29 protein-coding genes are annotated in these 24,822 nt (G+C 68.2%); 12 read left to right on the top strand and 17 right to left on the bottom strand.

The window, feature by feature from the left end:
• Positions 1 to 37: 37 nt before the first annotated feature.
• Positions 38 to 1,021: a replication factor C small subunit gene (locus DEQ67_RS01055; protein ID WP_004973825.1), complete on the bottom strand. Its 984-nt coding sequence runs from the start codon at positions 1,019 to 1,021 to the stop codon at positions 38 to 40.
• Between the two features lie 105 nt (positions 1,022 to 1,126).
• Between DEQ67_RS01055 and samp2 the strand changes: the two genes are divergently transcribed.
• The 3 genes from samp2 to DEQ67_RS01040 all read left to right on the top strand — a co-directional run bounded on the left by samp2 (position 1,127) and on the right by DEQ67_RS01040 (position 2,218).
• On the top strand, positions 1,127 to 1,327 hold the full coding sequence (samp2, locus tag DEQ67_RS01050) for a ubiquitin-like small modifier protein SAMP2 (protein WP_004065555.1): 201 nt from the start codon (positions 1,127 to 1,129) through the stop codon (positions 1,325 to 1,327).
• Positions 1,328 to 1,334: 7 nt separating this feature from the next.
• Positions 1,335 to 1,754: a GNAT family N-acetyltransferase gene (locus DEQ67_RS01045; RefSeq protein ID WP_006600780.1), complete on the top strand. Its 420-nt coding sequence runs from the start codon at positions 1,335 to 1,337 to the stop codon at positions 1,752 to 1,754.
• A gap of 83 nt (positions 1,755 to 1,837) precedes the next feature.
• Positions 1,838 to 2,218 carry a DUF7344 domain-containing protein gene (locus tag DEQ67_RS01040; protein ID WP_004065559.1) on the top strand — a complete coding sequence of 127 codons (381 nt, stop codon included), beginning with the start codon at positions 1,838 to 1,840 and terminating at the stop codon, positions 2,216 to 2,218.
• A gap of 9 nt (positions 2,219 to 2,227) precedes the next feature.
• Here DEQ67_RS01040 and DEQ67_RS01035 read toward each other — a convergent pair whose 3' ends face one another.
• The 4 genes from DEQ67_RS01035 to larB form a co-directional block, all read right to left on the bottom strand.
• On the bottom strand, positions 2,228 to 3,601 hold the full coding sequence (locus DEQ67_RS01035) for a phosphoglucomutase/phosphomannomutase family protein (protein WP_006600781.1): 1,374 nt from the start codon (positions 3,599 to 3,601) through the stop codon (positions 2,228 to 2,230).
• A 62-nt stretch (positions 3,602 to 3,663) separates the two neighbouring features.
• Positions 3,664 to 3,903: a GIY-YIG nuclease family protein gene (locus tag DEQ67_RS01030; RefSeq protein WP_004045312.1), complete on the bottom strand. Its 240-nt coding sequence runs from the start codon at positions 3,901 to 3,903 to the stop codon at positions 3,664 to 3,666.
• A gap of 94 nt (positions 3,904 to 3,997) precedes the next feature.
• On the bottom strand, positions 3,998 to 4,147 hold the full coding sequence (locus tag DEQ67_RS01025; RefSeq protein ID WP_013035558.1) for a DUF7563 family protein: 150 nt from the start codon (positions 4,145 to 4,147) through the stop codon (positions 3,998 to 4,000).
• 147 nt (positions 4,148 to 4,294) lie between these two features.
• On the bottom strand, positions 4,295 to 5,056 hold the full coding sequence (larB, locus tag DEQ67_RS01020) for a nickel pincer cofactor biosynthesis protein LarB (protein WP_004065562.1): 762 nt from the start codon (positions 5,054 to 5,056) through the stop codon (positions 4,295 to 4,297).
• Positions 5,057 to 5,240: 184 nt separating this feature from the next.
• Between larB and DEQ67_RS01015 the strand changes: the two genes are divergently transcribed.
• Positions 5,241 to 5,408 carry a DUF1931 family protein gene (locus DEQ67_RS01015; protein ID WP_004045310.1) on the top strand — a complete coding sequence of 56 codons (168 nt, stop codon included), beginning with the start codon at positions 5,241 to 5,243 and terminating at the stop codon, positions 5,406 to 5,408.
• Between the two features lie 164 nt (positions 5,409 to 5,572).
• Here DEQ67_RS01015 and rpiA read toward each other — a convergent pair whose 3' ends face one another.
• The 4 genes from rpiA to DEQ67_RS00995 all read right to left on the bottom strand — a co-directional run bounded on the left by rpiA (position 5,573) and on the right by DEQ67_RS00995 (position 9,903).
• Positions 5,573 to 6,265, bottom strand: a complete 693-nt coding sequence (gene rpiA / locus DEQ67_RS01010; RefSeq protein ID WP_115860607.1) for a ribose-5-phosphate isomerase RpiA — start codon at positions 6,263 to 6,265, stop codon at positions 5,573 to 5,575.
• 60 nt (positions 6,266 to 6,325) lie between these two features.
• A complete protein-coding gene (locus tag DEQ67_RS01005; RefSeq protein ID WP_004045308.1) occupies positions 6,326 to 7,450 on the bottom strand; it encodes an ORC1-type DNA replication protein in 1,125 nt (374 codons plus the stop codon).
• 134 nt (positions 7,451 to 7,584) lie between these two features.
• Complete coding sequence (locus DEQ67_RS01000) at positions 7,585 to 7,854, bottom strand: hypothetical protein (RefSeq protein WP_115891746.1); 270 nt, start codon at positions 7,852 to 7,854, stop codon at positions 7,585 to 7,587.
• Between the two features lie 54 nt (positions 7,855 to 7,908).
• Positions 7,909 to 9,903 (bottom strand): MutS-related protein, encoded by a 1,995-nt coding sequence (locus tag DEQ67_RS00995; protein WP_115891745.1) that lies wholly within the window; start codon positions 9,901 to 9,903, stop codon positions 7,909 to 7,911.
• 177 nt (positions 9,904 to 10,080) lie between these two features.
• On the opposite strand from DEQ67_RS00995, the gene larE reads away from it, so the two are divergent.
• Positions 10,081 to 10,977, top strand: coding sequence for an ATP-dependent sacrificial sulfur transferase LarE (larE, locus tag DEQ67_RS00990; RefSeq protein ID WP_004065572.1), 897 nt, complete (start codon positions 10,081 to 10,083; stop codon positions 10,975 to 10,977).
• A 73-nt stretch (positions 10,978 to 11,050) separates the two neighbouring features.
• Here the strand turns inward: larE and DEQ67_RS00985 are convergent, their stop codons facing one another.
• Complete coding sequence (locus DEQ67_RS00985) at positions 11,051 to 11,689, bottom strand: histidine phosphatase family protein (RefSeq protein WP_004065573.1); 639 nt, start codon at positions 11,687 to 11,689, stop codon at positions 11,051 to 11,053.
• A gap of 74 nt (positions 11,690 to 11,763) precedes the next feature.
• On the opposite strand from DEQ67_RS00985, the gene DEQ67_RS00980 reads away from it, so the two are divergent.
• Positions 11,764 to 12,246 carry an SRPBCC domain-containing protein gene (locus DEQ67_RS00980; RefSeq protein ID WP_115802049.1) on the top strand — a complete coding sequence of 161 codons (483 nt, stop codon included), beginning with the start codon at positions 11,764 to 11,766 and terminating at the stop codon, positions 12,244 to 12,246.
• Positions 12,247 to 12,276: 30 nt separating this feature from the next.
• Here the strand turns inward: DEQ67_RS00980 and DEQ67_RS00975 are convergent, their stop codons facing one another.
• Both DEQ67_RS00975 and tatCo read right to left on the bottom strand, forming a co-directional pair.
• Complete coding sequence (locus DEQ67_RS00975; protein WP_115860611.1) at positions 12,277 to 12,597, bottom strand: hypothetical protein; 321 nt, start codon at positions 12,595 to 12,597, stop codon at positions 12,277 to 12,279.
• Positions 12,598 to 12,709: 112 nt separating this feature from the next.
• Complete coding sequence (tatCo, locus tag DEQ67_RS00970) at positions 12,710 to 14,065, bottom strand: Sec-independent protein translocase protein TatCo (protein WP_115891744.1); 1,356 nt, start codon at positions 14,063 to 14,065, stop codon at positions 12,710 to 12,712.
• A gap of 130 nt (positions 14,066 to 14,195) precedes the next feature.
• On the opposite strand from tatCo, the gene tatCt reads away from it, so the two are divergent.
• The 4 genes from tatCt (at position 14,196) to DEQ67_RS00950 (ending at position 17,593) form a co-directional block, all read left to right on the top strand.
• Positions 14,196 to 16,352 carry a Sec-independent protein translocase protein TatCt gene (gene tatCt, locus DEQ67_RS00965; protein ID WP_004065582.1) on the top strand — a complete coding sequence of 719 codons (2,157 nt, stop codon included), beginning with the start codon at positions 14,196 to 14,198 and terminating at the stop codon, positions 16,350 to 16,352.
• A gap of 119 nt (positions 16,353 to 16,471) precedes the next feature.
• Positions 16,472 to 16,648 (top strand): ribbon-helix-helix domain-containing protein, encoded by a 177-nt coding sequence (locus DEQ67_RS00960; protein ID WP_004045298.1) that lies wholly within the window; start codon positions 16,472 to 16,474, stop codon positions 16,646 to 16,648.
• Positions 16,641 to 17,360 (top strand): queuosine precursor transporter, encoded by a 720-nt coding sequence (locus tag DEQ67_RS00955; RefSeq protein WP_004045297.1) that lies wholly within the window; start codon positions 16,641 to 16,643, stop codon positions 17,358 to 17,360. Before DEQ67_RS00960 ends, DEQ67_RS00955 begins: the two co-directional genes overlap by 8 nt.
• 56 nt (positions 17,361 to 17,416) lie before the next feature.
• Positions 17,417 to 17,593, top strand: a complete 177-nt coding sequence (locus DEQ67_RS00950) for a hypothetical protein (RefSeq protein WP_004065585.1) — start codon at positions 17,417 to 17,419, stop codon at positions 17,591 to 17,593.
• 72 nt (positions 17,594 to 17,665) lie between these two features.
• Here DEQ67_RS00950 and DEQ67_RS00945 read toward each other — a convergent pair whose 3' ends face one another.
• The 3 genes from DEQ67_RS00945 to DEQ67_RS00935 all read right to left on the bottom strand — a co-directional run bounded on the left by DEQ67_RS00945 (position 17,666) and on the right by DEQ67_RS00935 (position 19,958).
• Entirely contained in the window at positions 17,666 to 18,067 is a 402-nt protein-coding gene (locus DEQ67_RS00945) for a DUF7475 family protein (RefSeq protein WP_004045295.1), read from the bottom strand.
• Positions 18,068 to 18,227: 160 nt separating this feature from the next.
• A complete protein-coding gene (locus DEQ67_RS00940; protein ID WP_115802046.1) occupies positions 18,228 to 19,007 on the bottom strand; it encodes a 23S rRNA (uridine(2552)-2'-O)-methyltransferase in 780 nt (259 codons plus the stop codon).
• A gap of 165 nt (positions 19,008 to 19,172) precedes the next feature.
• Positions 19,173 to 19,958 (bottom strand): Lrp/AsnC family transcriptional regulator, encoded by a 786-nt coding sequence (locus tag DEQ67_RS00935; RefSeq protein WP_004065591.1) that lies wholly within the window; start codon positions 19,956 to 19,958, stop codon positions 19,173 to 19,175.
• 381 nt (positions 19,959 to 20,339) lie between these two features.
• Here DEQ67_RS00935 and DEQ67_RS00930 point away from each other — a divergent pair, with 381 nt between their 5' ends.
• The gene (locus DEQ67_RS00930; protein WP_115891743.1) at positions 20,340 to 22,589 is read left to right on the top strand and encodes an amino acid permease; all 2,250 of its coding nucleotides are present in this window, start codon (positions 20,340 to 20,342) and stop codon (positions 22,587 to 22,589) included.
• Here the strand turns inward: DEQ67_RS00930 and DEQ67_RS00925 are convergent.
• The gene (locus DEQ67_RS00925) at positions 22,586 to 23,047 is read right to left on the bottom strand and encodes a low molecular weight phosphatase family protein (RefSeq protein WP_115860615.1); all 462 of its coding nucleotides are present in this window, start codon (positions 23,045 to 23,047) and stop codon (positions 22,586 to 22,588) included. The two genes, DEQ67_RS00930 and DEQ67_RS00925, sit on opposite strands and share 4 nt — an antisense overlap.
• A 273-nt stretch (positions 23,048 to 23,320) precedes the next feature.
• Between DEQ67_RS00925 and DEQ67_RS00920 the strand changes: the two genes are divergently transcribed.
• Complete coding sequence (locus tag DEQ67_RS00920; RefSeq protein ID WP_004065599.1) at positions 23,321 to 24,064, top strand: DNA polymerase sliding clamp; 744 nt, start codon at positions 23,321 to 23,323, stop codon at positions 24,062 to 24,064.
• A gap of 132 nt (positions 24,065 to 24,196) precedes the next feature.
• Here DEQ67_RS00920 and DEQ67_RS00915 read toward each other — a convergent pair whose 3' ends face one another.
• Positions 24,197 to 24,790 (bottom strand): DUF7474 family protein, encoded by a 594-nt coding sequence (locus DEQ67_RS00915; protein WP_004065601.1) that lies wholly within the window; start codon positions 24,788 to 24,790, stop codon positions 24,197 to 24,199.
• Between the last annotated feature and the right edge of the window lie 32 nt (positions 24,791 to 24,822).

The following is a 24,822-nucleotide window of genomic DNA, read 5'->3' as shown; positions in this document are numbered from 1 at the left end:
ACCGCGGCGTCGAAACGACCGGTGCAGTGTCCTGCGTTCAGTTCTGCGAGAGCGCGAGCGACGCGAGGAGCGCTTCGAGTTGGACCTGCTCGTTCGCGCCCTCGGAGATGCGGTAGTCGGCCTCGCCGATGCGCTCCATGAGGCGGACGGCCTCGCGCTCGTCGAGGTCGAACTCCCAGACCGAGCGGTGAAGCTGGTCGATGATGTCGCCGCCGGCCATCCCGGTGTCGACGATGAGCGTCTCTAACTGCTTTCGCGCGGTCGTGAACTCGCCGTCGATGGCGGCCCGGACCATCTCCTCGATGTCCTCGGGGCGGGCCGTCGAGGTAATCATGTAGACGGCCTCCTCGTCGACGACCTCGCCGGTCGTCGCGGCGGCCTGCAGGGAGTTGATGGCGCGGCGCATGTCGCCGCCGGCGGCGTAGACGAGCGCGTCGAGGCCGTCTTCCGTGACCTCGATGTCCTCGGCCGCGGCGATGTCGCGGACCTGCTCCGCGACGGCGTCGTCGCCGAGCGGGGAAAACCGGAACACCGCGCAGCGCGACTGGATGGGGTCGATAATCTTCGAGGAGTAGTTACACGAGAGGATGAACCGGGTGTTGTCGGAGAACTGCTCCATCGTCCGGCGGAGCGCCGACTGCGCGTCGTTCGTCAGCGAGTCGGCCTCGTCGAGGAAGATGACGCGGTAGTCGTGGCCGCCGAACGACGAGCGCGCGAAGTTCTTGATGCGGTCGCGGACCACGTCGATACCGCGCTCGTCGGAGGCGTTGAGTTCGAGGAAGTTGCCGCGCCAGTCGTCGCCGTAGATGGCGCGGGCGATGGCCGTCGCGGAGGTGGTCTTGCCGACGCCCGCCGGCCCCGCGAACAGGAGGTGCGGCAGGTCGTCGCGCTCGATGTAGCTGCGCAGGCGCTCGACGATGTCGTCCTGCCCGTAGACGTCGTCGAAGGTCTGCGGTCGGTACTTCTCGATCCAGATTTCACGACCCGCCGGGGCGTCGCCCGACTCCGCGGCCTCGCTCATATCCGTTCTACCGATCGCCCCGCACATAAACCGTGCGAGACGGAGACCGCCCCCGGCCGACGCCGAGCCGACGGACTGAAACCCGCGCCCGACCCACGAGCGACCATGAACGTGACCGTCGAGGTCGTCGGCGAGGAGACCAGCGAGGTCGCCGTCGGCGACGACGGGACCTACGCGGACCTCGTGCGGGCGGTGGACCTCAGCCCCCACGAGGTGACCGTCCTCGTCGACGGCCGCCCCGTCCCCGAAGACCAGCCCGTCGAAGTCGACCGCGTGAAGGTGCTCCGCCTCATCAAAGGCGGGTAGTCGGCGCATGGACGACACCGAAGAGACCGACGACACCGCCGAGAACCCCGATATCCGCGTCCGCGAGGGCGACCCCGACGAACTGGTGGCCGTGATGCGCGTCCTCGACGCCGGACTGCTCGAAGCCGACGCGGGCGCGGTCCGCGACCGACTGGCCGCCGGCGACTGCCTCGTCGCGGAGGCGTCCGGCCGGGTCGTCGGCGCGCTGGCGCTCGACGGCGACTATATCGAGGCCGTAGCCGTCTCCCCGAGTCGCCGCGGCCGGGGGGTCGGAACCCAACTCGTCCGTGCGGCGCTCGACCGCCGGGGCCGACTCGTCGTCGACTTCGACGGGGGCGTCAAGCCGTTCTACGAGTCGCTCGGATTCGACATCGAGGAGCGAAGCGACGACGAGGGGCGGTTTCGCGGCGTCCTGCGCGACGAGTGACGGCCGCGCCGCCTCGGATGTTGAGAGTTAACAATCGACACAGATTTAGCCGCCGGTCGTCAAGCGCTAGGGAGTCAAGGCCCATGGCACACCGAGACCGGAGCGACCGTATCCTGACCGACTGGGACCGCGTGTTCGACGCGCTCGCGGACCCGTCGCGCCGCTACGTGCTGGAGTACCTCCACGACCGGTCGGAGCCGGCGACGGTCTGGGACCTCGCGGTCGCCCTCGCGGTGCGGACGACCGACCTCCCGCCCGACGAGGTGGACGTGCAGGTCGTCCAGCAGGCGGAGGTCGGCATCATCCACGTCCACCTGCCGAAGCTTCAGGCCGCGGACCTCGTCGAGTCCGGGGGCGACGGCGTCTCGCTGACCGAGCACGCGGAGACGCTCCCGCTTTTCACGCCGGCGTACCGCGGGGTCGTCAGACCGGTCGGCGACGAAGAAGAGAGACGAGAGCCCTGAACCGTCCGCTCAGACGAGCGGTTCGACGAGTTCGCGGCCGGCTTCGAGGAGCGTCGAGACCGCGTCTTCGCTCCCGGCTTCGGCGTAGACGCGCATCTTCGGCTCCGTCCCCGAGGGGCGGACGAGGAGCCACGAGCCGTCTTCTAAGAGGAGTTTGAAGCCGTCGAGCGTGACGACCTTGGCGATATCGCGGCCGGCGACCGTCTCCGGAAGTACGTCTTCGAGGTCGTCGATGACGCGCGCCTTCTCGGCGTCGGGGCAGGCGACGCTTATCTTGTCGGCGACGATGTCGCCGTGTTCGGCCTCGATGCGGTCGAGGCGGGCGTCGAAGTCCTCCTCGGCGGTCGCGGCGGCCGCGAGCAGGCCCATGAGGACGCCGTCCTTCTCGCGGACGTGCCCGCGGACCGAGAAGCCGCCGGACTCCTCGCCGCCCATGAGCGCGTCGTGTTCGCGCATGCCGTCTGCGACCCACTTGAAGCCGACCGCGGTCTCGAACACCTCCTCGCCGTGCGCCTCGGCGATGCGGTCGATGAGGAACGTGGTCGAGACGGTCCGGATGGCCGGACCGGAGTCGGATTCGAGCAGGTAGTCGTAGACGGCGGCGAAAAAGAGGTTCTCGTCGAGGACGCCGCGGTCGGGCGTGGCGATGCCGATGCGGTCGGCGTCGCCGTCGTTGGCGACCCCGAGGTCCGCGTCGTGTTCGGCCATCGCCTCGGCGAGGCCGCCGAGGTTCTCCGCGGAGGGCTCCGGCGAGATGCCGCCGAAGTCGGCGTCGCGCTCACAGCGCAGGCGGACGACCTCCGCGCCGGCGGCTTCGAGGAGCGCGTCGGTGACGCCGCGGCCGCTGCCGTGCATGGCGTCGTAGACGACCGTCAGGTCCGAGAGGTCGTCGCCGACGAGGTCCATCGCGTGGTCGGCGTGCGGCGAGACCACGTCGACGCGCTCGATGGTGCCGCGCTCGGACTCGGGCAGGAGGTCCGGTTCAGCGAGTCGCTCGGCGACCGCGTCGGTCACGTCGGGGAGCGCCGGCGCGCCGTCCGAGGGGATGAACTTCACGCCGTTGTACTCCGGCGGGTTGTGCGAGGCCGTGACCATGAGCGCCCCCGAGAGGCCGCGGTCGGCGATGGCGTAGGCGACGAGCGGGGTCGGGCAGTCGCGCTCCGGCAGGAGCACGTCGAAGCCGTTGCCGGCGACGACCTCCGCGAGCGACTCCGCGAAGCCGGGGGAAGTCTCGCGGGCGTCGTAGCCGACCAGCACCGGCGCGGTGAAGCCCTCGTCGGCGAGGTAGTCCGCGACCGCCTGTCCGACGACGCGGACCCGGTCGTCGGTGAACGTGTCCAGCGTGGCGCGCCACCCGTCGGTCCCGAATGAGATTTCGTCCATACGCGCACCACTCCGCGGTGGGGCAAAAAACTACGTTACGAGCCGACGGGGAGGAGAAGCGCTCACGACTCGACGAGTCGCTGTTTCTCCCGGCGGCGGAGCTGTTTAATCTCGTACTCGCGGGACATCGCGGCCGACTTCGAGTCGAACTCCTCGACGTGGACGAGTTCGACCGGGGTCCGACCGCGGGTGTACTTCGCTCCCTCGCCCGCGTCGTGTTCCGCGACGCGTCGCTCCACGTCGGTCGTGTAGCCGGTGTACAGCGAGCCGTCGTTACACTCGATGACGTAGACGAAGTGCACGAGAGAATGGTTCAGGGGCGCGGGTATGAACCCTGCGCCCGACCTCGCGCACGAGGAGTTGGCTTCGCGTGGTGGTCTTTTGTCGCTTCAGTGGTCATGCAGTGCGGGCACGCTGTCGAGCGACCTCCGCGATACCCGCGTTCGCCGAGCAGTTGGGACAGGCGAGAACCTGCCCGTTCTTGTCGGCGAACACGCGTGCGAAGCGCTCGGAGACGTGTGACCCGCAGTGGTCACAGACTGGCATTGTTGCGGTCCGGCAGCCACCAAGCCGGTGTGTGATACACAGTCCCCCACCCATATGAGGGCTTCGCGCGTGTGCGTACGCACGCGAAATCGCGCACGACCACGAGGGGACAGACGTGGGCGACGACGGGGGACAGACTGCGCCCGGTCAGGCGTCGTCGTCGCGGGCGTCAGCGACCGCGCGGGCGATGAGTCCGGCCTGCGCGCCGGCGATGTAGCCGGCGTCGACGTTCACCGCGGAGAGAACCGTACACGACTGGAGCATCCCGAGGACGGCCGCCTCGCCGTCGCCGCCGTGGCCGTAGCCCGTCGAGACGGGCAGGCCGATGACGGGCGTGTCGACGAGGCCGGCGACGACGGTCGGCAGCGCGCCCTCGCGGCCGGCGGCGACGACGACCACGTCGGCCTCGCGGAGCGTGTCGAGGTTGTCGAGCACGCGCCCGAGGTGGGCGACGCCCACGTCTTCGATTCGCTCGACGTCCACGCCCATCTCGCGGAGGACCGCGGCCGCCTCGCCCGCGGCCTCGGCGTCGGAGGTGCCGCCGGTGGCGATGGCGACGGTCGCGTCGAGGTCGGGGCGCTCGAACTCCGGCGCGGCCGCGACGACCGTCTTCGCCCGGGCGTCGCGGTCGATGTCGACGTCCGGGAGCGCGTCGGCGACGGCCTCGGCGTGGGCGGTGTCGGCGCGGGTGACGAGCGCACGACCGCTGGTCTCGACCGCCGCGACGGCCAGCGTGGCCGTCTCGTCGGGCGTTTTTCCCTCCGCGAGAATCGCTTCGGGGACGCCGCGCCGCGTCTCCCTGGCGGCGTCGAACCGCCCGGCGTCGGTCGTCGCGTACCCGGAGAGTCGTACCTCGGCCTCGGCGGGCGAGAGCGAACCGTCCGCGACCGCCTCCAAGATGTCGCGCATGGCCGCACGTTGGCCCGAGGCGTACTCATACCCGTCGTTCCGAGCTCTCGGGGATAAAGCATATATAAGTGGAGATTGTTCCCGGTAAATCCGTCCTCATAGAAGCGCCATAACCCCCAAATCCGGCGGTATTAACGTCCAATATAGGAAAGTTTATTAAAGGAGAATCGGTAGGACATCCTGTATGGCAGACCTCATTGTCAAGGCAGCCGTCAAGGAAGCGCTCAAGGACAAGAACGTGGCCTCGGACTTCTACGACGCTCTCGACGAGGAAGTCAAGGAGCTTCTCGAAGACGCTGCTCGCCGCGCTGAGCAGAACGACCGTAAGACGGTCCAGCCCCGCGACCTGTAAACTCGGTCTTTAGACCTCTCGTTCTTTTATCGCCGACCGAAGAGCGCCGGTTGTGTCTCTCAGAGAGAGCGACCCGCCCCGTGAGCCGGGGCGGTCGAGGTGGGACGTTCGAGCGTCGGACCACTCGGTCTGCCGGATTCCGTTCGAGCGCCGGACCAATCGAGTCAGAGTTCAGTGACTTCCACGCCGTCGTCGGTGCCGACGTAGACCGCGTCCGCGAGGCCGACGAACAGACCGTGTTCGACCGCGCCGGGGAGCGACGCGAGATCGGTCGCGAGCGACTCGGGGTTCGGAATCGCGCCGAACTCGCAGTCGAGGACGAGATTTCCGTTGTCGGTGACGACGGGGCCGTCCTTCCGCTTGGCGCGGCGGAGCGTCGCCTCGCCGCCGAGGTCCGAGACGCCCGCCGCGACGGTCGTCCGCGCCGACGGGAGCACCTCGACGGGGACGGCGTGCGAGAGCGTTTCCGCGATTTTCGAGGGGTCGGCGACGACGAGGAACCGGTCGGCGAAGGCGTCGACCACTTTCTCGCGGGCGTGGGCCGCGCCGCCGCCCTTGACGAGCGCGCCGTCCGCGAGCGCAACCTGGTCGGCCCCGTCGATTGCGAGGTCGACAGCGTCCGCCTCGTCGAGGTCGACGACGGGGATGCCGCACTCGCGGGCGAGTTCGCGGGCCGCGAAGGAGGTCGGGACGCCCCGGACGTCGAGGCCGTCGGCGACGCGGTCGCCGATGGCGCGGATGGCGAACGCGGTGGTGCTGCCGGTGCCGAGCCCGACGACGGCCCCGTCTTCGACCGCTTCGACCGCCGCCGCCGCGGCGCGGCGCTTCTGCGCGTCGGTTCCGCCGGTAGTCTTCATGGCTCAGCCGACTCGGCCGGCGAGTAAAAATTGTCCTGAAACGGGACGGGCGAGACGCCCTCAGAGGCGGTCCAAGACCGCGTCCGCGTCGTAGGCGAGCGAGATGGCGCGGGTGCGACCGCGTCCCTCGATTTCGGTGTATCGGGCCTCGATGACGCCCAGTTGGTCCAGTTTGTTCACGAGTTCGGAGTAGCGCGTGTAGCCGAGGCCGGTCGCCTCGTTGAACGCGTCGTACACCGCGCCGGCGCGCTCGCCGTCGTACTCGGCGACGACCCGGACGAGTTCGCGCTCGGGGTCCGAAAGCCCTTGCAGACACCGCGAGAGGTGGACGTACTTCGACTTGTCGTAGGCGGCCTCCACGTCCTCCATGTCGACGGTTCGGGAGGCGCGCATCTCGGCGTGGAGGCCCGCGCGACGGAGCAGGTCGATGCCGACCCGGAGGTCGCCGCTATCGGCGGTGAACTCCGCGACCTGGTCGAGTTCGGGCGCGCCGATAACGTCCTCGTGGAAGCCGCGCTTCGACCGCCCGCGGAGGATATCGACGATTTCGTCCACGTCGTAGCGGGGGAAGAACACCTCCTCGGGCCGGAAGACGCTCTGGACGCGCCCGTCGAGTTCGTCGATGACGTCGAGCGAGAGGTCCGACGAGATGATGATGACGCCGATGCGCGCGCCGGAGTGCGCCTCGTGGGCGCGCAACAGCGAGTAGAGCGTGTCGGACGCCTCGTTCTCGTAGAACAGGTAGTTCACGTCGTCGAGCGCGACGACGAGCACCTCGTCGTCCTCGACGAGGCGGTCGGTTATCTGGCCGAACAGTTTCTTGAACGAGATGCCCGACGACGGGGGTTCGTACTCGAAGATGTGCTCGAAGACGCGCGAGAACACCGCGTAGCGCGTCGAGTCGACCTGGCAGTTCACCCGGACGGTCCGGACGCCCGACTGCGTGCCCAACTCGCCGAACAGCTTCTGGACCGCGGTGGTCTTGCCCGTCCCCGGCGGCCCACGCACCATCGTGTTCAGGGGGCGAGAGCCGCGGACCGCGGGCCGAAGCGCGTACTTCAGGCTCCGCAGTTGGCTCTCGCGGTGGTTGAACGTCTCCGGAACGTGGTCGATTTCGAAGACGTGTTCGTCGCGGAACACCGTCTCGTCCCACGACAGCATCCCCTCTTCGGGGTCCTCCCTCATCGAGTAAAGTACCACGCGCGGGGGACTTAATCGTTTACCGCGCCGGCGTCCGACGGGGGGCGGACGGGCGTCGTCTCGCTCGCGGTCGGCGTCGTCGCCGCGGTCCGGTGGGAGGTCGCGAGCCGGTACGTCACTTACTGAAGGAGCCGGACGATTCGGTAGCCGATGGCGACGAGCAGAATCAGTCCGACCGCGCCGATACCGAGGACGACCGGCGTCCCGCCGGTCCGCGAGAGCGCGCTCAGCGCCGGAAGCACGAAGACGGACAGCACGAGGAACCCGCCGAACAGCAAAAACAGCAGATAGACAGCGGTTCCGAGCACGTCCCAGATGGCGTTCTTCGTGGCGTGGTAGACGAGGTCGTACTGCTGTCGTTCCTCGGGGGAGAGCGAATCGGAGGGCACGGGCGAAGTTGTCGGCGTGTTAAGATAAATCGTGTGTTGGCGCTGGCGGCCGCGTCAGTCGAACTTCTCCAGCAGTCGCCCGTAGAAACTCGTCTCGTTCTCGCCGGCCAGTTTCTCCACGATGAGTTCCGGGGTCGACCGCGCGAGGTGGTCCTTCACGGGCGAGCGGTTGACGACGAGTTCGCCGTCTTCCAGTCCGACGGCCTCGATGCCGTCGACCGCGACCGACACGTCCGCCGCCTCGCGGATGCCGCCGGCGAGGTGGGAGACGAACACGGCCGCCGCGCCCTGTTCCGCGAGTTCTTCGAGGATGCCGGCGATGATTTTGGCCGACGCGCCGGGTTCGGTGATGCTCTCCAGTTCGTCCACGAGGACGAGGCGGTCGGCCGCGCCGTCGGTGAGCGCGGCGAAGTCGCGGAGCGTGCTCTCGAACGCGCCGGCGTCGAGGGTGCCCTGCGACTTGGCGTAGTAGTGGAGTTCGGAAAACCGCGAGAGGCGGACCGACTCGGCGGGGACGGGAAGCCCCATGTGCGCGAGGACGACGACGAGGCCCACGAGGTCGAGCGTCGAGGTCTTGCCCCCGCTGTTGACGCCCGAGAGGAGCGTGACGCCCGACACCTCGTAGTCCACGGGGTCGACGTCCGCGAAGTCCACGTCGAGGAGGGGCGAGCGGCCGGCCTCGATGGCGAACGAGCCGGCACCGTCGTTTCCGGCCGCGCCGGTGAACTCGGGGAAGACGCAGTCGAAATCGTGGGCGAACCGCGAGACGGCGAGGCGCACGTCGAGTTCGAGCGCGTCGCGGACCAGCGTCTCGACGGGGTCGCGCAGCTCGCCGAGGTCGGCGGCGAGACCGGCTTTCAGCTTCGCGGCGCGGCGGTCGCGGGCGGCCTTCAGTTCGGTTCGGAGGCGGCCGACCGCCTCCTCGTCGTGGCCGAGCGGGAACGACGGGTCGTCGGGAAACACCCGCTCCGTGAGGTCGGCCTCGCCGGGGCGCAGCGACAGCGACTCCACGAGGTGGTCGCGGGCGGCCGAAAGCGCCTCGTCGAACTCGTCTTCGAGTTCGCGCGACAGCAGGGAGTCGACGCGCGCGCCCTGCTCGACGAGCGACAGGAAGTCGGTCCCCTCGATGGTCACGTCGCGCTCGCGAATCACGTCGCGGAGGCGGTCGTTGGCGACCGATTCGGCGGTCGAGACGGCGGTGTCGAGGTCGTCCACCGCGTTCGAGAGGCGTTCGAGTTCGTCGTCTCCGAGGACGGTCCCGTCGTCCGCCAGTCGGGACAGGGCGTCGCGGAGGGCGGCGAGGTCGCAGGGCGGGTCGAGTTCGGCCGCTTCGTGGACCGCGGCGGCCGCCTCCAAGGCCTCGCGGTTCGCGGCGAAGAAGGCCAGCAGTCGCTCGGGGACGACCTCGTCGGTCCGCTCGGCGGCGTCGGGGAGGACGCGCACGTCACCGTCCACGTCGATGCCGGCGAACGACTCGTCGAGGACGACCACCGTCGAGTACGACCGCGCGAGTTCGGCGATGTCGCGGCCGTCTTCGACGACCTCGATTGAGAGTTCGGGAAACGCCTCCTTGGCGGCGGCGTAGCGCTCCGCGTCGGCGGTGGCGATACAGCGCTCGCGGACGCGACGCGGCGTCGGGTCCGCGAGGGGTTCGACGCCCGACAGCGCCGCGAGCACGTCCGGGTCGGGGTCGAGGTCGGTCGCGTCGGCGGCGAACGCCCGGACCTCCTCGATGCGCGAGGCCGACCCGGTGGGAAACAGCGTCTCCAGTCGCTTCTCGGCGTACGTCGTGACCGTCCGCGCCTGCAAGAGACCGAGCGCGTCGCGGTAGATTTCCGAGGCGCGGTCGGTGGCGAGGAAGCCGCCGGGGTCGTCGTGGTCGCGGCGAATCGCGCCGCGGGCGATGGCCGCCGCCCTGCCCTCGGTGAGCCCCGGTGCCCGCGCGAGCGCCGCCACGTCGCCGTCGGTGAGGGCTCGCTCGGCGTCGTCGAGTTCCGCGAGCGCGGCGGCCGTCTTCTCGCCGACGCCCGGGATGGTCTCGAAGTCCATTCGGGCGGACCTATCGCGGCATAGGACAAAAAGTCGCGGGGTGGTGACTCCGGGACGACGGGCGGGTCGCGTCGACGCGGGAGCGCCTGTCGCGGCCGATTCGACGGCGCGTGCGCCCTTCGCGGTCGTTCGCGCCGGGGGCGAGGGGCTTTTGCCCGTCGGCCGGGAAAGGAGGCCATGAGCGAGCGAGACGTCGCGGCGAAGGCCGACGCAGTACGCGAGGCGCTCGCGGAGCGCGAGAGCGTCCTCATCGCCTTTTCGGGCGGCGTGGACTCCAGCGTGGTCGCCGCACTCGCCCACGAGGCGCTCGGTGACGACGCGGTCGCCTGCACCGCGAAAAGCGAGACCCTGCCGGACGCCGAGTTGGACGACGCGAAGCGCGTCGCCGAGGAAATCGGCATCGAACACCTGACCGTCGAGTTCTCCGAGTTGGACAACCCCGACTTCGTCGCCAACGACGACGACCGGTGTTACCACTGCCGGACGATGCGCCTCGGCCGGATGTACGAGGCCGCCCGCGACCGCGGCATCGAGGCCGTCTGCGACGGGACCAACGCCTCGGACCCCGGCGAGGGTCACCGCCCCGGCCTCCGCGCCGTCGAGGAGTTAGAGGTGCTGTCGCCGCTTTTGGCCCACGACATCACGAAAGAGGAGGTCCGCGCCATCGCCGACGACTACGACCTGTCGGTCGCAGACAAGCCCTCGATGGCCTGTCTCTCCTCGCGGATTCCGACCGGCCTCGAAGTCACCGAGGAACGGCTCTCGCGGGTCGAGCGCGCGGAGACGATTCTCCGGACGTGGGGCTTCGAGCAGTTCCGCGTCCGCGACCACGACGGCCTCGCCCGCATCGAGGTCGCGCCGGAGGAACTCGACCGCGCCCTCGACGCCGACTTCGTCCGCGCCGCCCGCGACCACCTGAAGGACGCCGGCTTCGACCACGTCACGCTCGACCTCCACGGCTACCGGACCGGGAGCGTCAGCCCCGGGGCCGAGGCGGAGACGGACGCCGACGCGGGCGACGACGACCTCCTCGTGGACGACGTGTTCGCGCAGGACTATCCGATGCGGAAGTAAGGAACCGATGCGGAAGTAAGGAACCGCGAGGAAACGAGCGCCGCGACCGCGCCGAAAATCGACCGCAGAACGCTTACGCCGTCAGAAATCGCGTCTCGTTCTCGGCGACGACGTGGACGAGCGGTTCGTCGCCGTCGTTTCTCAGTTCGACTTCGAACTCGCAGATGCCGCCGTTGTCGAGCGGTTGCGACAGCATCGTCTCGACGATGTCGAGGCCCTTCACCTCACCGAGCGACAGCCGAATCGGCGCGCCGTGGCTGACGACGAGCACCGTCTCGTCGGCGTCGAGCGAGTCGGCGAGTCCCTCGTGAGCGTTGAGGACGCGGCGGCGGACCTCGACGAGGCTCTCGCCGCTCGGAGGGCGCTCGCGGGCGGCGGGCGCGCCGACCGCCGAAAGGAAGTACTGCGGGTACCGGTCGGTGAGTTCGTCGAATTCGAGCCCCTGAAACGACCCCACGTCGCGCTCGCGCCACGCCGAGTCGAGGACGGGTTCGAGGCCGAGCTCGCGGGCGACGGGGCGGGCGGTCTCTTGGGCGCGTTCGATGTCGGAGGAGACGAGGCGGTCGACCTCGTAGCTGTCCGCGACGTGGCGCGCGAGGGCGTCGGCCTGCTCGCGGCCGCGCTCTGTGAGCGACACAGGGGCCCACCCCTGTACGCGCCCGGCGCGGTTCCACGTCGTCTCGCCGTGTCTGGCGAGAAGGAGGGTTGCCATACGTCCGTCTCTCTCCTCACCGGCAATGAACGTTCCGCGCGAGATTCACGGTCTCGGCCGCCCAACTGTTAGGTATGGCACACGAACTCGTCACGAGCATCGAGATAGACGCCCCGCCCGAGCGGGTGTGGGAGGCGCTCGTCGACTTCGACCGCTACCCCGAATGGAACCCGTTCATGCGAATCGCCGGGCGGCCGAACGAAGGCGCGACGCTCACCGTCCACCTGCGACCGCCGGGCGGGCGCGAATCGGAGTTCGAACCCGACGTGACCCACTGCGAGAAGCACCGCGAACTGCGCTGGGTCGGCCACCTCGTGGTTCCGGGGCTGTTCGACGGCGAACACCGGTTCCGCCTCGAACCGCTCGACGGCGGCGAGCGCACCCGGTTCGAACACGCGGAGACGTTCTCGGGCGTCCTCGCCGGACTCCTGTTGCGGTTCGTCGGCGAGCAAACCCGGGCGGGATTCGTCGCCATGAACGAGGGGCTGAAGACGCGCGTCGAGGGAGTGGTCGCGGCCGAGAATCGGAAGGCGACGGAGTCGTCGGACGCAGTGTGATTCCCCGCGGTCTCGGGGAGATTCGGCGCGTTACAGCGACTCGCCGCAGAAACGGCAGGTATCCCGGTCGGCTTCCTCCAGCGAGTGGCAGTTCGGACAGGAGACGGTCTCGGTACGGGCGGAAGAGATGCCGTCCGGCGACCGCGACTGACCCGCGCGGCGGCCCACCCCGGGTTCGTCGCGCCCGAGGTTGAGGTACAGCGTCAAGCCGAGAATCCCGCCGACGAACACCGAGAGGCCCCAGAGGAAGGCGTTGTGCGAACTGTGTCTGGTCGCGTCGATGCCGGCCCAGACGCTCACGGCGAACCAGAGCGGGAGGGCGACCGCAGACAGGGCGACGAGGTCGGCCATCGTGTCACTATTTCAATCATTATGACATAGGTCTTCTGAACGGGCGGCCGTCGCTGAAAGCGAGGCAGAACGACCCGGCCGAGGGAGCGACGGGAGGAAAACGAGACGCCGGTCAGTTCCCGGTCCAGCGTAAGGCCGCGAGCGTCCCCTCGAACAGGGTAATCATCGTCGCGCCGATGATGATGGGGGCCATCCCGGTCGGGTCGGGGCTGACGAGGAACGCGAGGCCGAGGAACGCGCCCCAGAACAGCAGGCGGCGGTCTTCGAGCCACCGTCGGGTGACGAGGTTCATCATGATGGCCAGTTCCACGAACAGCGGAATCTGGAAGACGACCGCCATGTAGCCCATCAGGATGAGAATGAGGTTGAACGTCTCCTTGAGGCCGAACGCGACGACCGCGGTCCCCTCGGTGTAGGAGGTGAAGTACGCGAAGATGGCCGGCAGCACCACGAAGTGGGCAAAGAGGACGCCGACGAGCGCGAGGACGAGGCTCGTCGGGACGGCCGCGAGGTAGTACTTGCGCTCTTTGGGGTAGAGACCGGGGCGCATGAACAGGTACGTCTCGTAGACGAACACGGGGAGGCCGATGACGGTCCCGGCGAGGCCGGCGACCTTCAGTTTGGTGAGGATGAGTTCGAGCGGGCCGTAGAGCCGCGGCCGGCGGTCGACGATGGTCTCCGCGCCGGGGATGTGGGAGTTCCAGAGGAAGTTGATGACGTCGGTCGCGCTCGGGATGTGGACGCCGAAGGCGGCCTGCGTGTCCACGAGCGCGTTGAGGATGTCCGCGCCGGGAAACAGCACGAGCGTAATCGCGCCGGCGACGCCGAGGACGACCGCCAACCGGCGAATCATCTCCTCGATGTGCGCGGTCAGCGGCATCTCCTGGTCGCTCTCGGGGGCCTCGCCGACGAGGCCGCCGGCGTCCTCGTCGTCGAAGTCGTCGCTCTCGAACTCGGGGTCGTCGAAGTCGGCGTCCTCGGCGGAGACGGACGACGGGGCCACACCGCCCATCTCGTCCTCGCCGGTCAGCGCCGGGCTCGCGCCGTCGGCCGCCGCGTCCGGGTCGGCGTCGTCAGCCGACTCGTCGCTCGAATCGTCGTACGTCCCCTCGGGAACGTGCGACGTGTGTTCGTCGTCCGCGAGGAGACGCGGTTCGTCGTCAGAGTCGGCGTCGGAGCCGGTAGCTGAATCATCCGCGTCGTCGGGAGCCGCGTCGGTATCGGAATCGGAGTCGTCGCCGTCGTCGGCCGTCTCGGCAGCAGCGTCGGCAGAAGCGTCGTCGTCAGACCCATGGGTGACGGTCTCGTCTCGCGGGGTGACTCGACCGTAAACCGGACCGTCGGACGACGAAGACGCGTCGTCGGCGTCGTCGGCGTCGCCGTCGGACGAGCGCTGGTCGGTGTCGTCCGAGGCGTCCGTCTCGTCGTCGGCCGCAGAGAGCCCTGCGTCACGCTCCTCGTCCGCCATTCAGGTGTCCTACGCTTCCGGCCAGTTATAGGTCTTTTCGCATCGCCCCGAGGAGGCGCGCCGAGGGAGCCGAACTCACGCCCGCGGTGAAAAAGATTGATAACCGCCAGACTGCTTTCGCCACGTACGTATGTCCAGCGCCCTCGACGAGGACACCCAACAGACCATCGCGGCGGGCCGCGAGACCGCCGGTGCGATGCTCCGAGCGGCGCAAAAAGACCTCCAGAAGGTCTTTATCGTCTTCCTCGTCGGGTTCCTCGGCACGTTCTACGCGCTCCGACTCTACGTCTGGGAGTTCTTCCGTGGCGTGACCAAGGCGCAGATGGACGCCAGCGTCTCCGGCAACGTCAGCATCATCGCCCAGACCCCCTTCGACGTGATTCTCTTGCAGGCCAAAATCGGTCTCGTCGTGGGGGTGCTGTTCGCGCTTCCGCCGTTTATCTACGTCTCGCGGGACGCGCTGAAAGCGCGGGACGCGTGGCCTAAATCGCCCGTCGCGCCGTGGAAACTCGCGCTCATCGGACTGACGATGGTCGCGCTGTTCGCCGCGGGGGTCGCCTACGGCTACTTCGTCTTCTTCCCGTTCACGTTCGCGTTCCTCGCGCAGAACGCGATTTCCGCCGGCTTCACGCCGAGTTACTCCATCGTGAAGTGGGCGCAGTTCATCTTCCTGCTCACGCTCTCGTTCGGCCTCGCGAGCCAACTCCCGCTCGCGATGACCGGGCTCTCATACGCCGAAATCGTCCCCTACGAGCTGTTCCGCGACAAGTGGCGGCACGCCATCGTCGGCATCTTCGCCTTCGGCGCGCTGTTCACCCCGCCGGACCCGTTCACCCAAATCATGTGGGCGGTGCCCGTCATCTCGCTGTACGCCTTCAGCCTCTATCTCGCTCGCGTGGTCGTCACGGCCAAACGCGGCAGCGAGAAGATGGACGTCAAATCGACCGCGACAACCCACTGGAACCTCCTCGCGGGCGTCGGCGTCGTCGGCGGCCTCCTCGTCTACGCCTTCTACGAGTACGGCGGCGTCGAACTCGCGAACGACGGCCTCGCCGCAATCGGCAGCGACTACGTGTTCCTCGCTCCCGGTTCGGGGGTCGCGTTGGGCGCGTTCGTCGTCGCCGGCGGCGTCGTCGGCCTCGCGTTCGGACTCGCCTACCTCGTCTACCGCGACATCGAGCGACTCGAACGGACCGAAGTCGGCGTCGGTGACCCGACGAAACTCGACCTCTCGGCGCTCGACGTGGCGGGCGTCCGCGCCGCGCCGCCGGAGGCGTTCGCAGACCTCGAAGAAGACGAGGTGATGGCCCTCGCGTCGGCCGCCATCGACGACGGGGACAAGGCCAAAGCGCAGGCGCTCATCGACCGATTCGACGAGGCCGAGGCGGACCGCGAGGCCGAAGCGGCCGACGCCGAAGACGAACCGGGCGAACTCGAAGACCGGACGACCCGCGCGGGCGGCGCGTTCGTCTCCGAACTGACCGAAGGCGAGACCGACGAGGACGACATCGGCGGCTACTACACCGACATCGCGTTCATCGTCGACTCGCTCACCTCGCGGGCGTTCTGGGTCGTCGGCTGGTTCATGCTCGTCCTCGCGACGACGTTCGGCTGGCTCTACACCGGCGGTATCAGGGACGTGTACGACGACTTCCTCGGCCGACTGCCAGCCGCCGTGCGACCCGAGGAAGTCCTCAACGTCGTCGCGCTCCACCCGATGGAGGCGCTCATCTTCGAGGTGAAGTTCTCGACGATTCTGGCCGTGCTGGCGACGCTCCCGCTCGTCGCGTACTTCGTGTGGCCCGCGCTCCGCGAGCGCAACATCATCCGCAAGCGTCGCCGGACGGTCTTCGTGTGGACCGGCGCGCTCGCCGGCGGCCTCCTCGGCGGCTTCGCGCTCGGCTACACCTACGTCGCGCCGACGGTCATCACGTTCCTCGTCGAAGACGCGCTCGCGGCGAACATGATAATCTCCTACCGCATCACCAACTTCTTCTGGCTCATCTTCTTCACCACCGCGGGCATCGGCCTCCTCGCCGACGTGCCCATCCTGATGGTGCTTCTCAACACCGCCGGCATCAGCTACCGGATGATGCGGAATCGCTGGCGCGAGGTCACGGTGTTCATCCTCGCCATCTCGGCGGTGTTCACCCCCGCGAGCATCACGACGATGTTCATGGTGACGCTCCCGCTGATGGCGGCCTACGGCGTCGGTCTCGGCGTCCTGTTCGTGCTGACGGTCGGCGGCCGGCGCGACCTCTCGCCCGCCCGCGGCGCGGCGGAGTGAGCGCGGCGCACCCGCGAGGGGCGTCACGACCCCGTCGACTCGACGACGCGAAGACGCGCCAGATATCGCCGCTGAGGCCGTTGAAAAGGCGTTAAGTATTCTCACGAGAATCCCCGAGTATGGCCAAGATAAGCGTCGAGATACCCGACGAACTGCTCGCGGACTTAGACGAGCACGTCGGCGACGACAAGAAGTTCGTGAACCGAAGCGATGCGGTTCGGGCGTCCATCCGGAAGACGCTCGACATCCTCGACGAAATCGACGACCGACACAACCGCCTCGTCGAAGATGAGTGAGGGGCGCTCGGCCATCGGACAAGTCGCCCTCGTCGGCCTGTTCGTCACCGCGCTGACGACGGCGCAGTTGACGGCGTCGAAACTGCTTTCGATTCCCCTGCCGTCGGCGGTGGGCGAACTCCCGTTCGTCGGCGCGGCCATCCTCATGCCGGGAGCGGCGCTGGCGTACGCGCTCACCTTCTTCGCGTCCGACTGTTACTCCGAACTGTACGGCCGCCGGGCGGCGCAGGTCATGGTGAACGTCGGCTTCGCCATGAACTTCGTCCTCCTCGGCCTCGTCTGGAGCACCATCGCCGCGCCCGCCGCGAACCCCGAGTTCGCCGCGCAGTTCGCCACGGTGCTCTCGTCGGGGACGAACGTCGTCGCCGGGAGTTTGCTCGCGTACCTCGTGAGTCAGAACTGGGACGTCGTCGTCTTCCACGGCATCCGCGAGCTGACCGACGGCTCGCTCCTCTGGCTCCGCAACATCGTCTCGACGGCGACGAGTCAGGCCATCGACACGGTCATCTTCGTCGGCGTCGGGTTCTACGCCGCGCCGACGGTCCTCGGCATCGGAGACGTGCTCCCGTGGAACGTCCTCGTCGGCCTCGCCGTCGGGCAGTACCTCCTGAAGCTCCTCATCGCAATCGTGGACACCCCGTTCGTCTACGGGACCGTCGCGCTCCTCCGCGGCGACGACGAGTCCTCGACCGACGGCTGGGTCGCGGACTGAGACGCCGGCCGGGGCGACGGACGGCTTATCTCTTTTGGTAGCATACCACACGATGTATGGCCGACGAGCACCGCCACAGGCTCACCGAGCGAGACGGGATGGAGATGGGGATTCGCTGTCCGAACTGCGGGACCTACACGTCGTTCGGCGACATCCTCGCCACCGGGGCCTGTCGCGGCGGTTGGAAGGGCTGCCGGACGGGGCTCCGACTCGACCTCGTGGTCGTTGAGTGAAAAGATGCGACGGGGCGGCGGACCGCCAGAACGTCGAGACGGCGGGGCGACGGGTCGAACGCGGGACGTGGCTCAGGCGGCCCCGTCGGTCTCGGGCGAGTCGCTCAGATAGAGGTACGCCGCCGCGGCGCTGAAGACAGCCTCGCCGCCCTTCGAGAGAATCGCCATCTCGCTGACTCGCCCGCTCATGACGGCCCACGCCGCGATTTGAGCGAGCGCGAACGCGATGGCGACGAGGTAGAACTCGCGCCGCCAGAACTTGCTCAGGTAGACGGCGATGCCCGCGAGGAAGCCGACGCCCGCGAGGACGAACAGAATCGCCTGCGTCTGGTCGAACTGCATCAACACCGGCGCGAGAGAGAGGTGGGCGTACACGGACGCCAACGCCCCGAGGATGGCGACGTACGGAACGATACCCGACGGGAGGCCGGTGAACAACGGTTGGGACTCGGTGGTCGTCGTATCTGCTGACATGGGTGACACGAGCAGAGTCGTGTCAAACACGGATAATGGTTGCCCGAAGTTAGACACAAATTGCGGCGGGCGCGGAGCCGTCGGCGCGGTCGCGGGCGGGCACGGGACGCGCCGGACTCGACGCGGAAACCGACGTGAGAATCGGCGCGCAGTCGTCGTCTCAGTCTTCCTCGTCGATTGGTTCAGCGAACGCGAACCGCGGTTTCACGTCGGTGACGCGGACCGTCGGCGTGTCGCCCGCCTCCGTCCCGGAGACGAACAGCGTGAACTCCTCGACTTTGGCGATGCCGTCGCCCTCGCTTCCCACGTCGACGATTTCCACGTCGAGTTCGTCGCCCTTCCGAACCGGGGCGGTGAGGAAGTGCTTGCCGACGAGGTACTGCTCGGAGGAGCTATCGCGGGAGGCGTCGGGGCGCATCGACCGAACGTACTGGAACTCCCGTTCCATGTCGGCGCGGAGGTCCGCCACGTCGGGGCCGTCGAACACCTTCACGGCGAAGTCGCCGCCGGTCGCCAACAGCTCCTGTGCGACCTCGAACGCCTGTCGGGCGAGGTAGACCGAGCGGGCGTGGTCAAGCGAGTACTCGCCGGTCATGTTCGGTGCCATGTCGGAGACGACGGCGTCGGCTCCGCGCTCACCGATGACGGCCGTCAGTTCCTCCTTCGTCTCGTCTTCGGTCATGTCGCCGCGAATCGTCTGGACGTTGTCGCGGTCGATGCCGCGGATTCGCTGGAGGTCGACGCCGACGACCTTGCCGTGGTCACCGACTTCTTCGGAGGCGACCTGGAGCCACCCGCCGGGGGCGGCACCGAGGTCGACGACGGTGTTGCCGGGACCGAACAGACCCGCGTCGCCGTCGAGTTGCTTCAGCTTGTAGGCCGAGCGGGCGCGGTAGCCCTCCTGTTTGGCCTTGTTGTAGTAGTGGTCTTTCCGTGCCATACTTACCTCGTTGAACTGCCCGTGATGTTCCGCGTGGGAACAGCCGGCGAATTCGCGTTCATATCGGGTGTGACGTGGTCAGCCCGGAAAGGCACATCGGATAGCGCCCGGAGACGGGGCGGCGCGGCTGCCAGCGCGGGGACCGCGGACGCGACACCGCCGAAGTCAGCCCGGAGACGACTCCGTCTGTGGACCGCGGAACGCCGACAGCGCGTCCGCATCCGCGTCCCCGCCGGCGCGGGAGAGAACCGTCACGATGTCGTCCGGCTCGATGACCGTGTCCCCGTGCGGGGTGAGTTCGCGGTCGCCCCGCTCGATGGCGATGACGAGCGTCTCGTCGTCGAGAATCCCCCGCTCGGAGGCGTCTTCGAGCGTGAGGCCGGCTATCGGCGCGTCGGACTGCACGGGGACCTCGACGACGCTCGCGTCGCCGGTGAGGCTGATGAAATCGTTGGCTTCGGGCGCGTGACCGCCGTCGTCGGGGTCGAACGGGCCGTAGGGGGCGAACAGCTCCTCTTCGAGCAGGTCTTCGTCTTCGATGTGGATGCCGATGTCGGTGAGCAACCGCGCGACGCGCCGGAGGTCGCCGGTGCTCTCGCCGACCGCGAGGACGTGGAGGTTGCGGCGACCGGTCATCAGCGTCCGGACGTTGATGACGCCCGGAATCGCCCGCGCCTCGTGAGCGAGCGCCTCTCGTTCGGTCACGGGAACGTCGCAGAGATAGAGGTTCGTGAGCTTCCCGCCGGCGAGTTCGAAATCGACCTGCGCGGTGCTGCCGCGGATGATGCCGGAGTCTTCGAGCTTGTGGATTCGGTTCCGGATAGTGGCTCCGGAGACGCCGGCCTCCGCCGCGAGCGTGCTGGCGGACGTGTTACGCGCATCGTCCATCAGGGCGTAGAGGATGCGGCGGTCAATCTCGTCGAGCCGGTGGTCGGTGTTGCGATATGGCATCGGTGACTGTGTCGCGTTTCGGTTTGCGAAGTTAGCTACCCCGCGTTTTCATATAAGGCTTGTCTGGACGACGCCCGTCTTGCGAGACGGAACTGCTCGACCGAGGAGCCGCGAGGTGAGGACGGCCCCGTACCGGCCCGTGAGGGACCGCGAAGACGAGCCAGCCCGGAGACGGATGACCCACGGGGATTTCGTTCTTAGAAATTATATCCATTTCTATTTTCGAATTCGAAGTGAAAAGGTAGAACTTATATCGTTACACAACCGGGTAGCGACTATGCACGAGACGAACGTCACCGAGACGGCCGACAGCGCGGCGCTCCGACCCGAACAGCGGGTTCCGAAGCGACGGAGCGAGGGTCCCAGCACGGAGGCCAACGGATGAGCGACGAGGAACTCGCGAAGGACCTCGGCCTCCTGTCGGCGCTGACTATCGGCATCGGGACGATGATCGGCGCGGGCATCTTCGTCCTACCCGGCGTCGCGGCCAGCACCGCCGGCCCGGTCGTCGTCGCCTCGTTCGTCGTCGGGGGGCTCATCGCGCTGGTGAACGCGCTTTCGGTCTCCGAACTCGGCACCGCGATGCCGAAAGCCGGCGGCGGCTACTACTACGTCAACCGCGCGCTCGGGCCGCTGTTCGGCTCTATCGCCGGCCTCGGCGACTGGATGGGGCTGGCGTTCGCCTCCGCGTTTTACAGCATCGGCTTCGGGCAGTACCTCGCGACGCTCGTGCCGATGCCGGAGTTCCTCTTTCTCAACGAGGTGCAGGTCGGCGCGCTCGTCGCCGGGGCCGTCTTCGTGGGCGTCAACTACATCGGTGCCAAGGAGACCGGCGGCGTACAGACGGTCATCGTCACCGTCCTGTTGGCGATTCTGGCCCTGTTCGCGGTCCAGGGCTGGCTGTCGTTCGACGTCGCAACGCTCGTCGGTGACGGCGGTATCGCGCCGTTCGGCTACGGTGCCATCCTGCCGGGGACGGCGCTCGTGTTCGTCTCGTTTCTCGGCTACGCGAAGATTGCGACCGTCGCCGAGGAGCTGAAGAACCCCGGCCGGAACCTCCCGCTGGCGGTTATCGGGAGCGTCGCCATCGTCACCGTCCTCTACGCGATTCTCGTGAGCATCATGCTCGGCGTGGTGCCGTGGCCGGACCTGAGCCAGAGCGCGCCGCTGACGCAGGCGACGCAACTCGCGTTCCCCGGCGGGCTGGCCGGCCTCGCCGTCACCGTCGTGACGCTGGGCGCGCTCCTCGCGACCGCCTCCAGCGCGAACGCGTCGATTCTGGCGTCGGCCCGAATCAACTTCGCGATGGGCCGGGACCGAATCGTCACCAACTGGCTCAACGAGATTCACCCGAACTACGCGACGCCCTACCGGTCGATTCTCGTCACGGGTGCCGTCATCATCCTCTTCATCGCGGCGCTCGGCCGAGACATCGAGGTGTTGGCGAAAGCCGCGAGCGTCCTCCACCTCGTCGTCTACGCGCTCATGAACGCGGCGCTCATCGTCTTCCGGGAGACTGACCCGGAGTACGACCCGGCGTTCACCGTGCCGCTGTACCCGGTTACGCCGCTCGTCGGCATGGCGCTCTCGCTCGGACTGCTGGCGTTCGTCGGCGGGGAAGAGCTCCTGCTTTCGGGGCTGTTCGTCGTCGGTGCCGTGGTCTGGTACTTCGTGTACGCACGCAACAACGCCGACAGACAGGGGCTTCTCGGTCGGCACATCCTCTCTCGGGGCGACGAGCTACCGAACACGGTCGTCGACGCCGCGGCGACGGTCGCGCCGAACGGGTCGGGTCGCATCGACGACGCGCCCGCGACGACGACGATGGTCGCGGTTTCGAGCCCCCGAACCGAGCGGGCGCTCGTGACGCTCGCGGCCGCGCTCGCGAAGTTCGACGGCGGGCGGGTCCTCGCGACCCACGTCATTCAGGTCCCGGACCAGACCTCGCTGGCGGCCGCGGCCGACCAACGCGACCGCATCTCGAAGGCGTCCGAACGGCTCATGGCCGACGCGCGAGCCGACGTCGAACAGCTGGACGTGCCGGTCGACACGCGGACGATTCTCTCCCACGAGGGGCTCGCGGAGGTGTTCGACGCGGCGCGCCAACACGGCGTCGACCGGGTCATCATGGGCCACAGCGGCGCGAAACTCGCCGGCGGACGGGTCGAGGGCGCGCTCGACGAACTGACGCACGACCTCCCGTGCGACGTGGTCGTCCTCGACGGGGAGGAGTTCGACCCGAGCGAGGTGCTGCTCCCGACGGCGGGCGGGCACTCGTCTGACCTCTCCGCGGAGGTCGCACGAGCGCTGCAAGCGACGACCGACGCGCACATCTCGGTGCTGCACGTCGCTGACGAGGTCGCGGCCGGTCGGGAGTTCCTCGAACAGTGGGTCGCGGAACACGACCTACACGGAGTGGAGCAACTGGTCGAGACGGGCGACGTGGAGACCGTCATCGGCGAGGCGGCGGCGGACAAGTCGCTCGTCCTCGTCGGCGCGACGGAGACCGGCCTGCTGTCCCGACTCGTCGGCGGGTCGCTGGCGCTGTCCGTGCTCGACGACCTCGAGACGACCGTGTTGCTGGCCGAGCGCCCCCGGCGACGGTCGCTCCGAGAGCGGCTGTTCGGCTAACCCGCGAGTTCGTCGAACAGCGCCGAAACGCGCCCCTCGATGTCGTCGCGAATCGCCCGGACCGCATCGAGGTCCCGGCCGTCCGGGTCGTCGAGGTCCCAGTCGCGGGCGTCGCCGCGCCACGTCATGGGACAGATGCCCTCGGCCGAACAACCCATCGTGACGACGATATCCACGTTCATAATCTCGTCCTGCTCGATTGCGCGGGGCGTCTCGTCGGCGAGGTCGAACCCCTTCTCGCCCATGACCTCGACGACCTCGTCGTGGACATGGTCGGCGGGGTCGGTGCCGCCGGTGACGACCTCGATGCGGTCGCCGACGCCGCGCTCGTCGCGCTCCCGGCGGGCGAAGGCCGTCGCCATCTGACTCCGGCCGGCGTTCTGGACGCAGACGAAGGCGACGCGGGTCGTAGTCGCGTCGGCGTCGGCGTCAACATCGACATCGGCGGCGTCGGTCATCGCTCGGCACCTCGTCGGCGGGCGGCTGGCTTCGTCTCCTCGTTCGCCATGGTCTGGAGTTACACAATCAGCTATTTGAGTGCTTTGAAGCCCGAAACCCTCGAAATCGTCGGATTAGCTATGTACGAAGGCAGTGACAACAACACCCATGGGGAGCCGAGGGGAGCGGTGGGGTGCTCGCGGGAGCGCGCACGCGGGAGAGCGTGCGAACATCATATTGCGGTGAGTCCAAATCAGGAGTATTTTTAAGACCGCTGTCGTACGACGGCACATATGTTCAAGGCCATCGTGAGCGCCGCGACGCTCCGGGACGCGCTCGACTCCGTGAGCGTCCTCGTCGACGAGTGTAAGATTCGACTCAACGAGGAGAGTCTCTCCATCCGCGCCGTCGACCCCGCGAACGTCGGCATGGTGGACCTCACGCTCGACGCGGCGGCGTTCGAATCCTACGAAGCCGACGGCGGCGTCATCGGCGTCAACCTCTCTCGCCTCGAAGAGGTCGCCGGGATGGCGGGCTCGGGCGACCTCATCCACCTCACGCTCGACGAGGAGACGCGCAAGCTCAACATCCGCATCGACGGGCTGTCGTACACGCTCGCGCTCATCGACCCCGACTCGATTCGCCAGGAGCCCGACATCCCGGACCTCGACCTCGCAGCGAACATCGTCCTCGAAGGGACGCACCTCGACCGCGGTATCAAGGCGGCCGACATGGTTTCGGACCACATCCGCCTCCGCGTCGACGGCGCCGAAGAGACGTTCCACATCGAGGCCGAAGGCGACACCGACGACGTGGACCTGTCGCTTCCCCCGGCGGACCTCATCAGCATCGAAGCCGGCGCGGCCGACTCGCTGTTCTCGCTCGATTATCTCAAAGACATGAACAAGGCGATTCCGACCGACGCCGAGGTCACCGTCGAACTCGGCGAGGAGTTCCCGGTCAAGCTTCACTACCAAATCGCAGAAGGGATGGGCACCATCACGTACATGCTCGCCCCGCGCATCCAGAGCGACTGAGCGGACGTTTCGGCGGCCGCGTCGTTGTCCGACCACCGAGCCGTCCCACTCGTTTCTCTCGATTCTCAGCGGTCAGCGACCGCGCCGCCCGACTCGTCGGCCGCGATGACGCGGTTCGGTCGCGGCGTCGACTCAAGAGCGGTAGCGGTCGATGACGCGCTTGGCCGAGACGGCCTTTTCCTTCCAGCCGTAGCCCGCCTCGTAGACGTGGCGCTTCTTCTCGACGAGTTCGGCGGGCGTCGCCTCCTCGAAGCCGCCGCGGTCCCACGCGCCGGTGTCGCGGAGCCAGTTGACGACGTTTTCGCGCGTCTCGGGCCACGACAGGCCGACCATCTCGTACCACGCTATCATGGCGAAGACGGCGTTGTCGTGACAGCCGGGGACGCTCCCGTACTGGTGGAGCGTCCGCATCGGCTCCCGGGTCGGCTCCGAGACCTCCTCTCTGAACTCCTCGGCGGTGCGCAGTCGGAGAACGCCCGTGTTCGCGTCCGACACCCGCTCGTCGCGCTTGAGTCGGCGGAGCGCGGCCTGCTGAAGCGGCCCCCACTCGCCCGGCGCTTCGCGGCGGAGCGTCTCCTCGTCGCACGGGCCGCCCGCGAGGACGGAGACGATGTCGACGTAAGCCCGCTCGACTTCGACCCACGGCGTCCCCTCGAAGCGACAGTCGGCGTCGTGGAGACTGGTCGTGGCGCGGCAGTCCGGACACGGGTAGTCGAAGTGCGGCACGTGAGAGCCTGAGGAAGTGGTCGGTAATAGGT

This window comes from Haloferax sp. Atlit-48N (assembly GCF_003383015.2).
Taxonomy (GTDB): Archaea; Halobacteriota; Halobacteria; order Halobacteriales; family Haloferacaceae; genus Haloferax; species Haloferax volcanii.
The sequence above is the reverse complement of the archived record's forward strand: the minus strand, read 5'-3'. Positions and strand labels throughout refer to the sequence as shown.

Bases quoted from the DNA above. Each gene is read 5' to 3' on its own strand.
- DEQ67_RS01055 (WP_004973825.1), bottom strand. From the start codon at position 1,021: ATGAGCGAGGCCGCGGAGTCGGGCGACGCCCCGGCGGGTCGTGAAATC.
- rpiA (WP_115860607.1), bottom strand. From the start codon at position 6,265: ATGAAGACTACCGGCGGAACCGACGCGCAGAAGCGCCGCGCCGCGGCG.
- DEQ67_RS00920 (WP_004065599.1), top strand. From the start codon at position 23,321: ATGTTCAAGGCCATCGTGAGCGCCGCGACGCTCCGGGACGCGCTCGAC.
- DEQ67_RS00975 (WP_115860611.1), bottom strand. From the start codon at position 12,597: ATGGCCGACCTCGTCGCCCTGTCTGCGGTCGCCCTCCCGCTCTGGTTC.
- DEQ67_RS00925 (WP_115860615.1), bottom strand. From the start codon at position 23,047: ATGACCGACGCCGCCGATGTCGATGTTGACGCCGACGCCGACGCGACT.
- DEQ67_RS00940 (WP_115802046.1), bottom strand. From the start codon at position 19,007: ATGGCACGGAAAGACCACTACTACAACAAGGCCAAACAGGAGGGCTAC.
- tatCo (WP_115891744.1), bottom strand. From the start codon at position 14,065: ATGGCGGACGAGGAGCGTGACGCAGGGCTCTCTGCGGCCGACGACGAG.
- larE (WP_004065572.1), top strand. From the start codon at position 10,081: ATGAGCGAGCGAGACGTCGCGGCGAAGGCCGACGCAGTACGCGAGGCG.
- larB (WP_004065562.1), bottom strand. From the start codon at position 5,056: ATGCGCGACATCTTGGAGGCGGTCGCGGACGGTTCGCTCTCGCCCGCC.
- DEQ67_RS00960 (WP_004045298.1), top strand. From the start codon at position 16,472: ATGGCCAAGATAAGCGTCGAGATACCCGACGAACTGCTCGCGGACTTA.
- DEQ67_RS01005 (WP_004045308.1), bottom strand. From the start codon at position 7,450: ATGAGGGAGGACCCCGAAGAGGGGATGCTGTCGTGGGACGAGACGGTG.
- DEQ67_RS00950 (WP_004065585.1), top strand. From the start codon at position 17,417: ATGGCCGACGAGCACCGCCACAGGCTCACCGAGCGAGACGGGATGGAG.
- DEQ67_RS01045 (WP_006600780.1), top strand. From the start codon at position 1,335: ATGGACGACACCGAAGAGACCGACGACACCGCCGAGAACCCCGATATC.
- DEQ67_RS01025 (WP_013035558.1), bottom strand. From the start codon at position 4,147: ATGCCAGTCTGTGACCACTGCGGGTCACACGTCTCCGAGCGCTTCGCA.
- tatCt (WP_004065582.1), top strand. From the start codon at position 14,196: ATGTCCAGCGCCCTCGACGAGGACACCCAACAGACCATCGCGGCGGGC.
- DEQ67_RS00985 (WP_004065573.1), bottom strand. From the start codon at position 11,689: ATGGCAACCCTCCTTCTCGCCAGACACGGCGAGACGACGTGGAACCGC.
- samp2 (WP_004065555.1), top strand. From the start codon at position 1,127: ATGAACGTGACCGTCGAGGTCGTCGGCGAGGAGACCAGCGAGGTCGCC.
- DEQ67_RS00980 (WP_115802049.1), top strand. From the start codon at position 11,764: ATGGCACACGAACTCGTCACGAGCATCGAGATAGACGCCCCGCCCGAG.
- DEQ67_RS01035 (WP_006600781.1), bottom strand. From the start codon at position 3,601: ATGGACGAAATCTCATTCGGGACCGACGGGTGGCGCGCCACGCTGGAC.
- DEQ67_RS00945 (WP_004045295.1), bottom strand. From the start codon at position 18,067: ATGTCAGCAGATACGACGACCACCGAGTCCCAACCGTTGTTCACCGGC.
- DEQ67_RS00955 (WP_004045297.1), top strand. From the start codon at position 16,641: ATGAGTGAGGGGCGCTCGGCCATCGGACAAGTCGCCCTCGTCGGCCTG.
- DEQ67_RS00935 (WP_004065591.1), bottom strand. From the start codon at position 19,958: ATGCCATATCGCAACACCGACCACCGGCTCGACGAGATTGACCGCCGC.
- DEQ67_RS00930 (WP_115891743.1), top strand. From the start codon at position 20,340: ATGAGCGACGAGGAACTCGCGAAGGACCTCGGCCTCCTGTCGGCGCTG.
- DEQ67_RS01040 (WP_004065559.1), top strand. From the start codon at position 1,838: ATGGCACACCGAGACCGGAGCGACCGTATCCTGACCGACTGGGACCGC.
- DEQ67_RS01015 (WP_004045310.1), top strand. From the start codon at position 5,241: ATGGCAGACCTCATTGTCAAGGCAGCCGTCAAGGAAGCGCTCAAGGAC.
- DEQ67_RS00995 (WP_115891745.1), bottom strand. From the start codon at position 9,903: ATGGACTTCGAGACCATCCCGGGCGTCGGCGAGAAGACGGCCGCCGCG.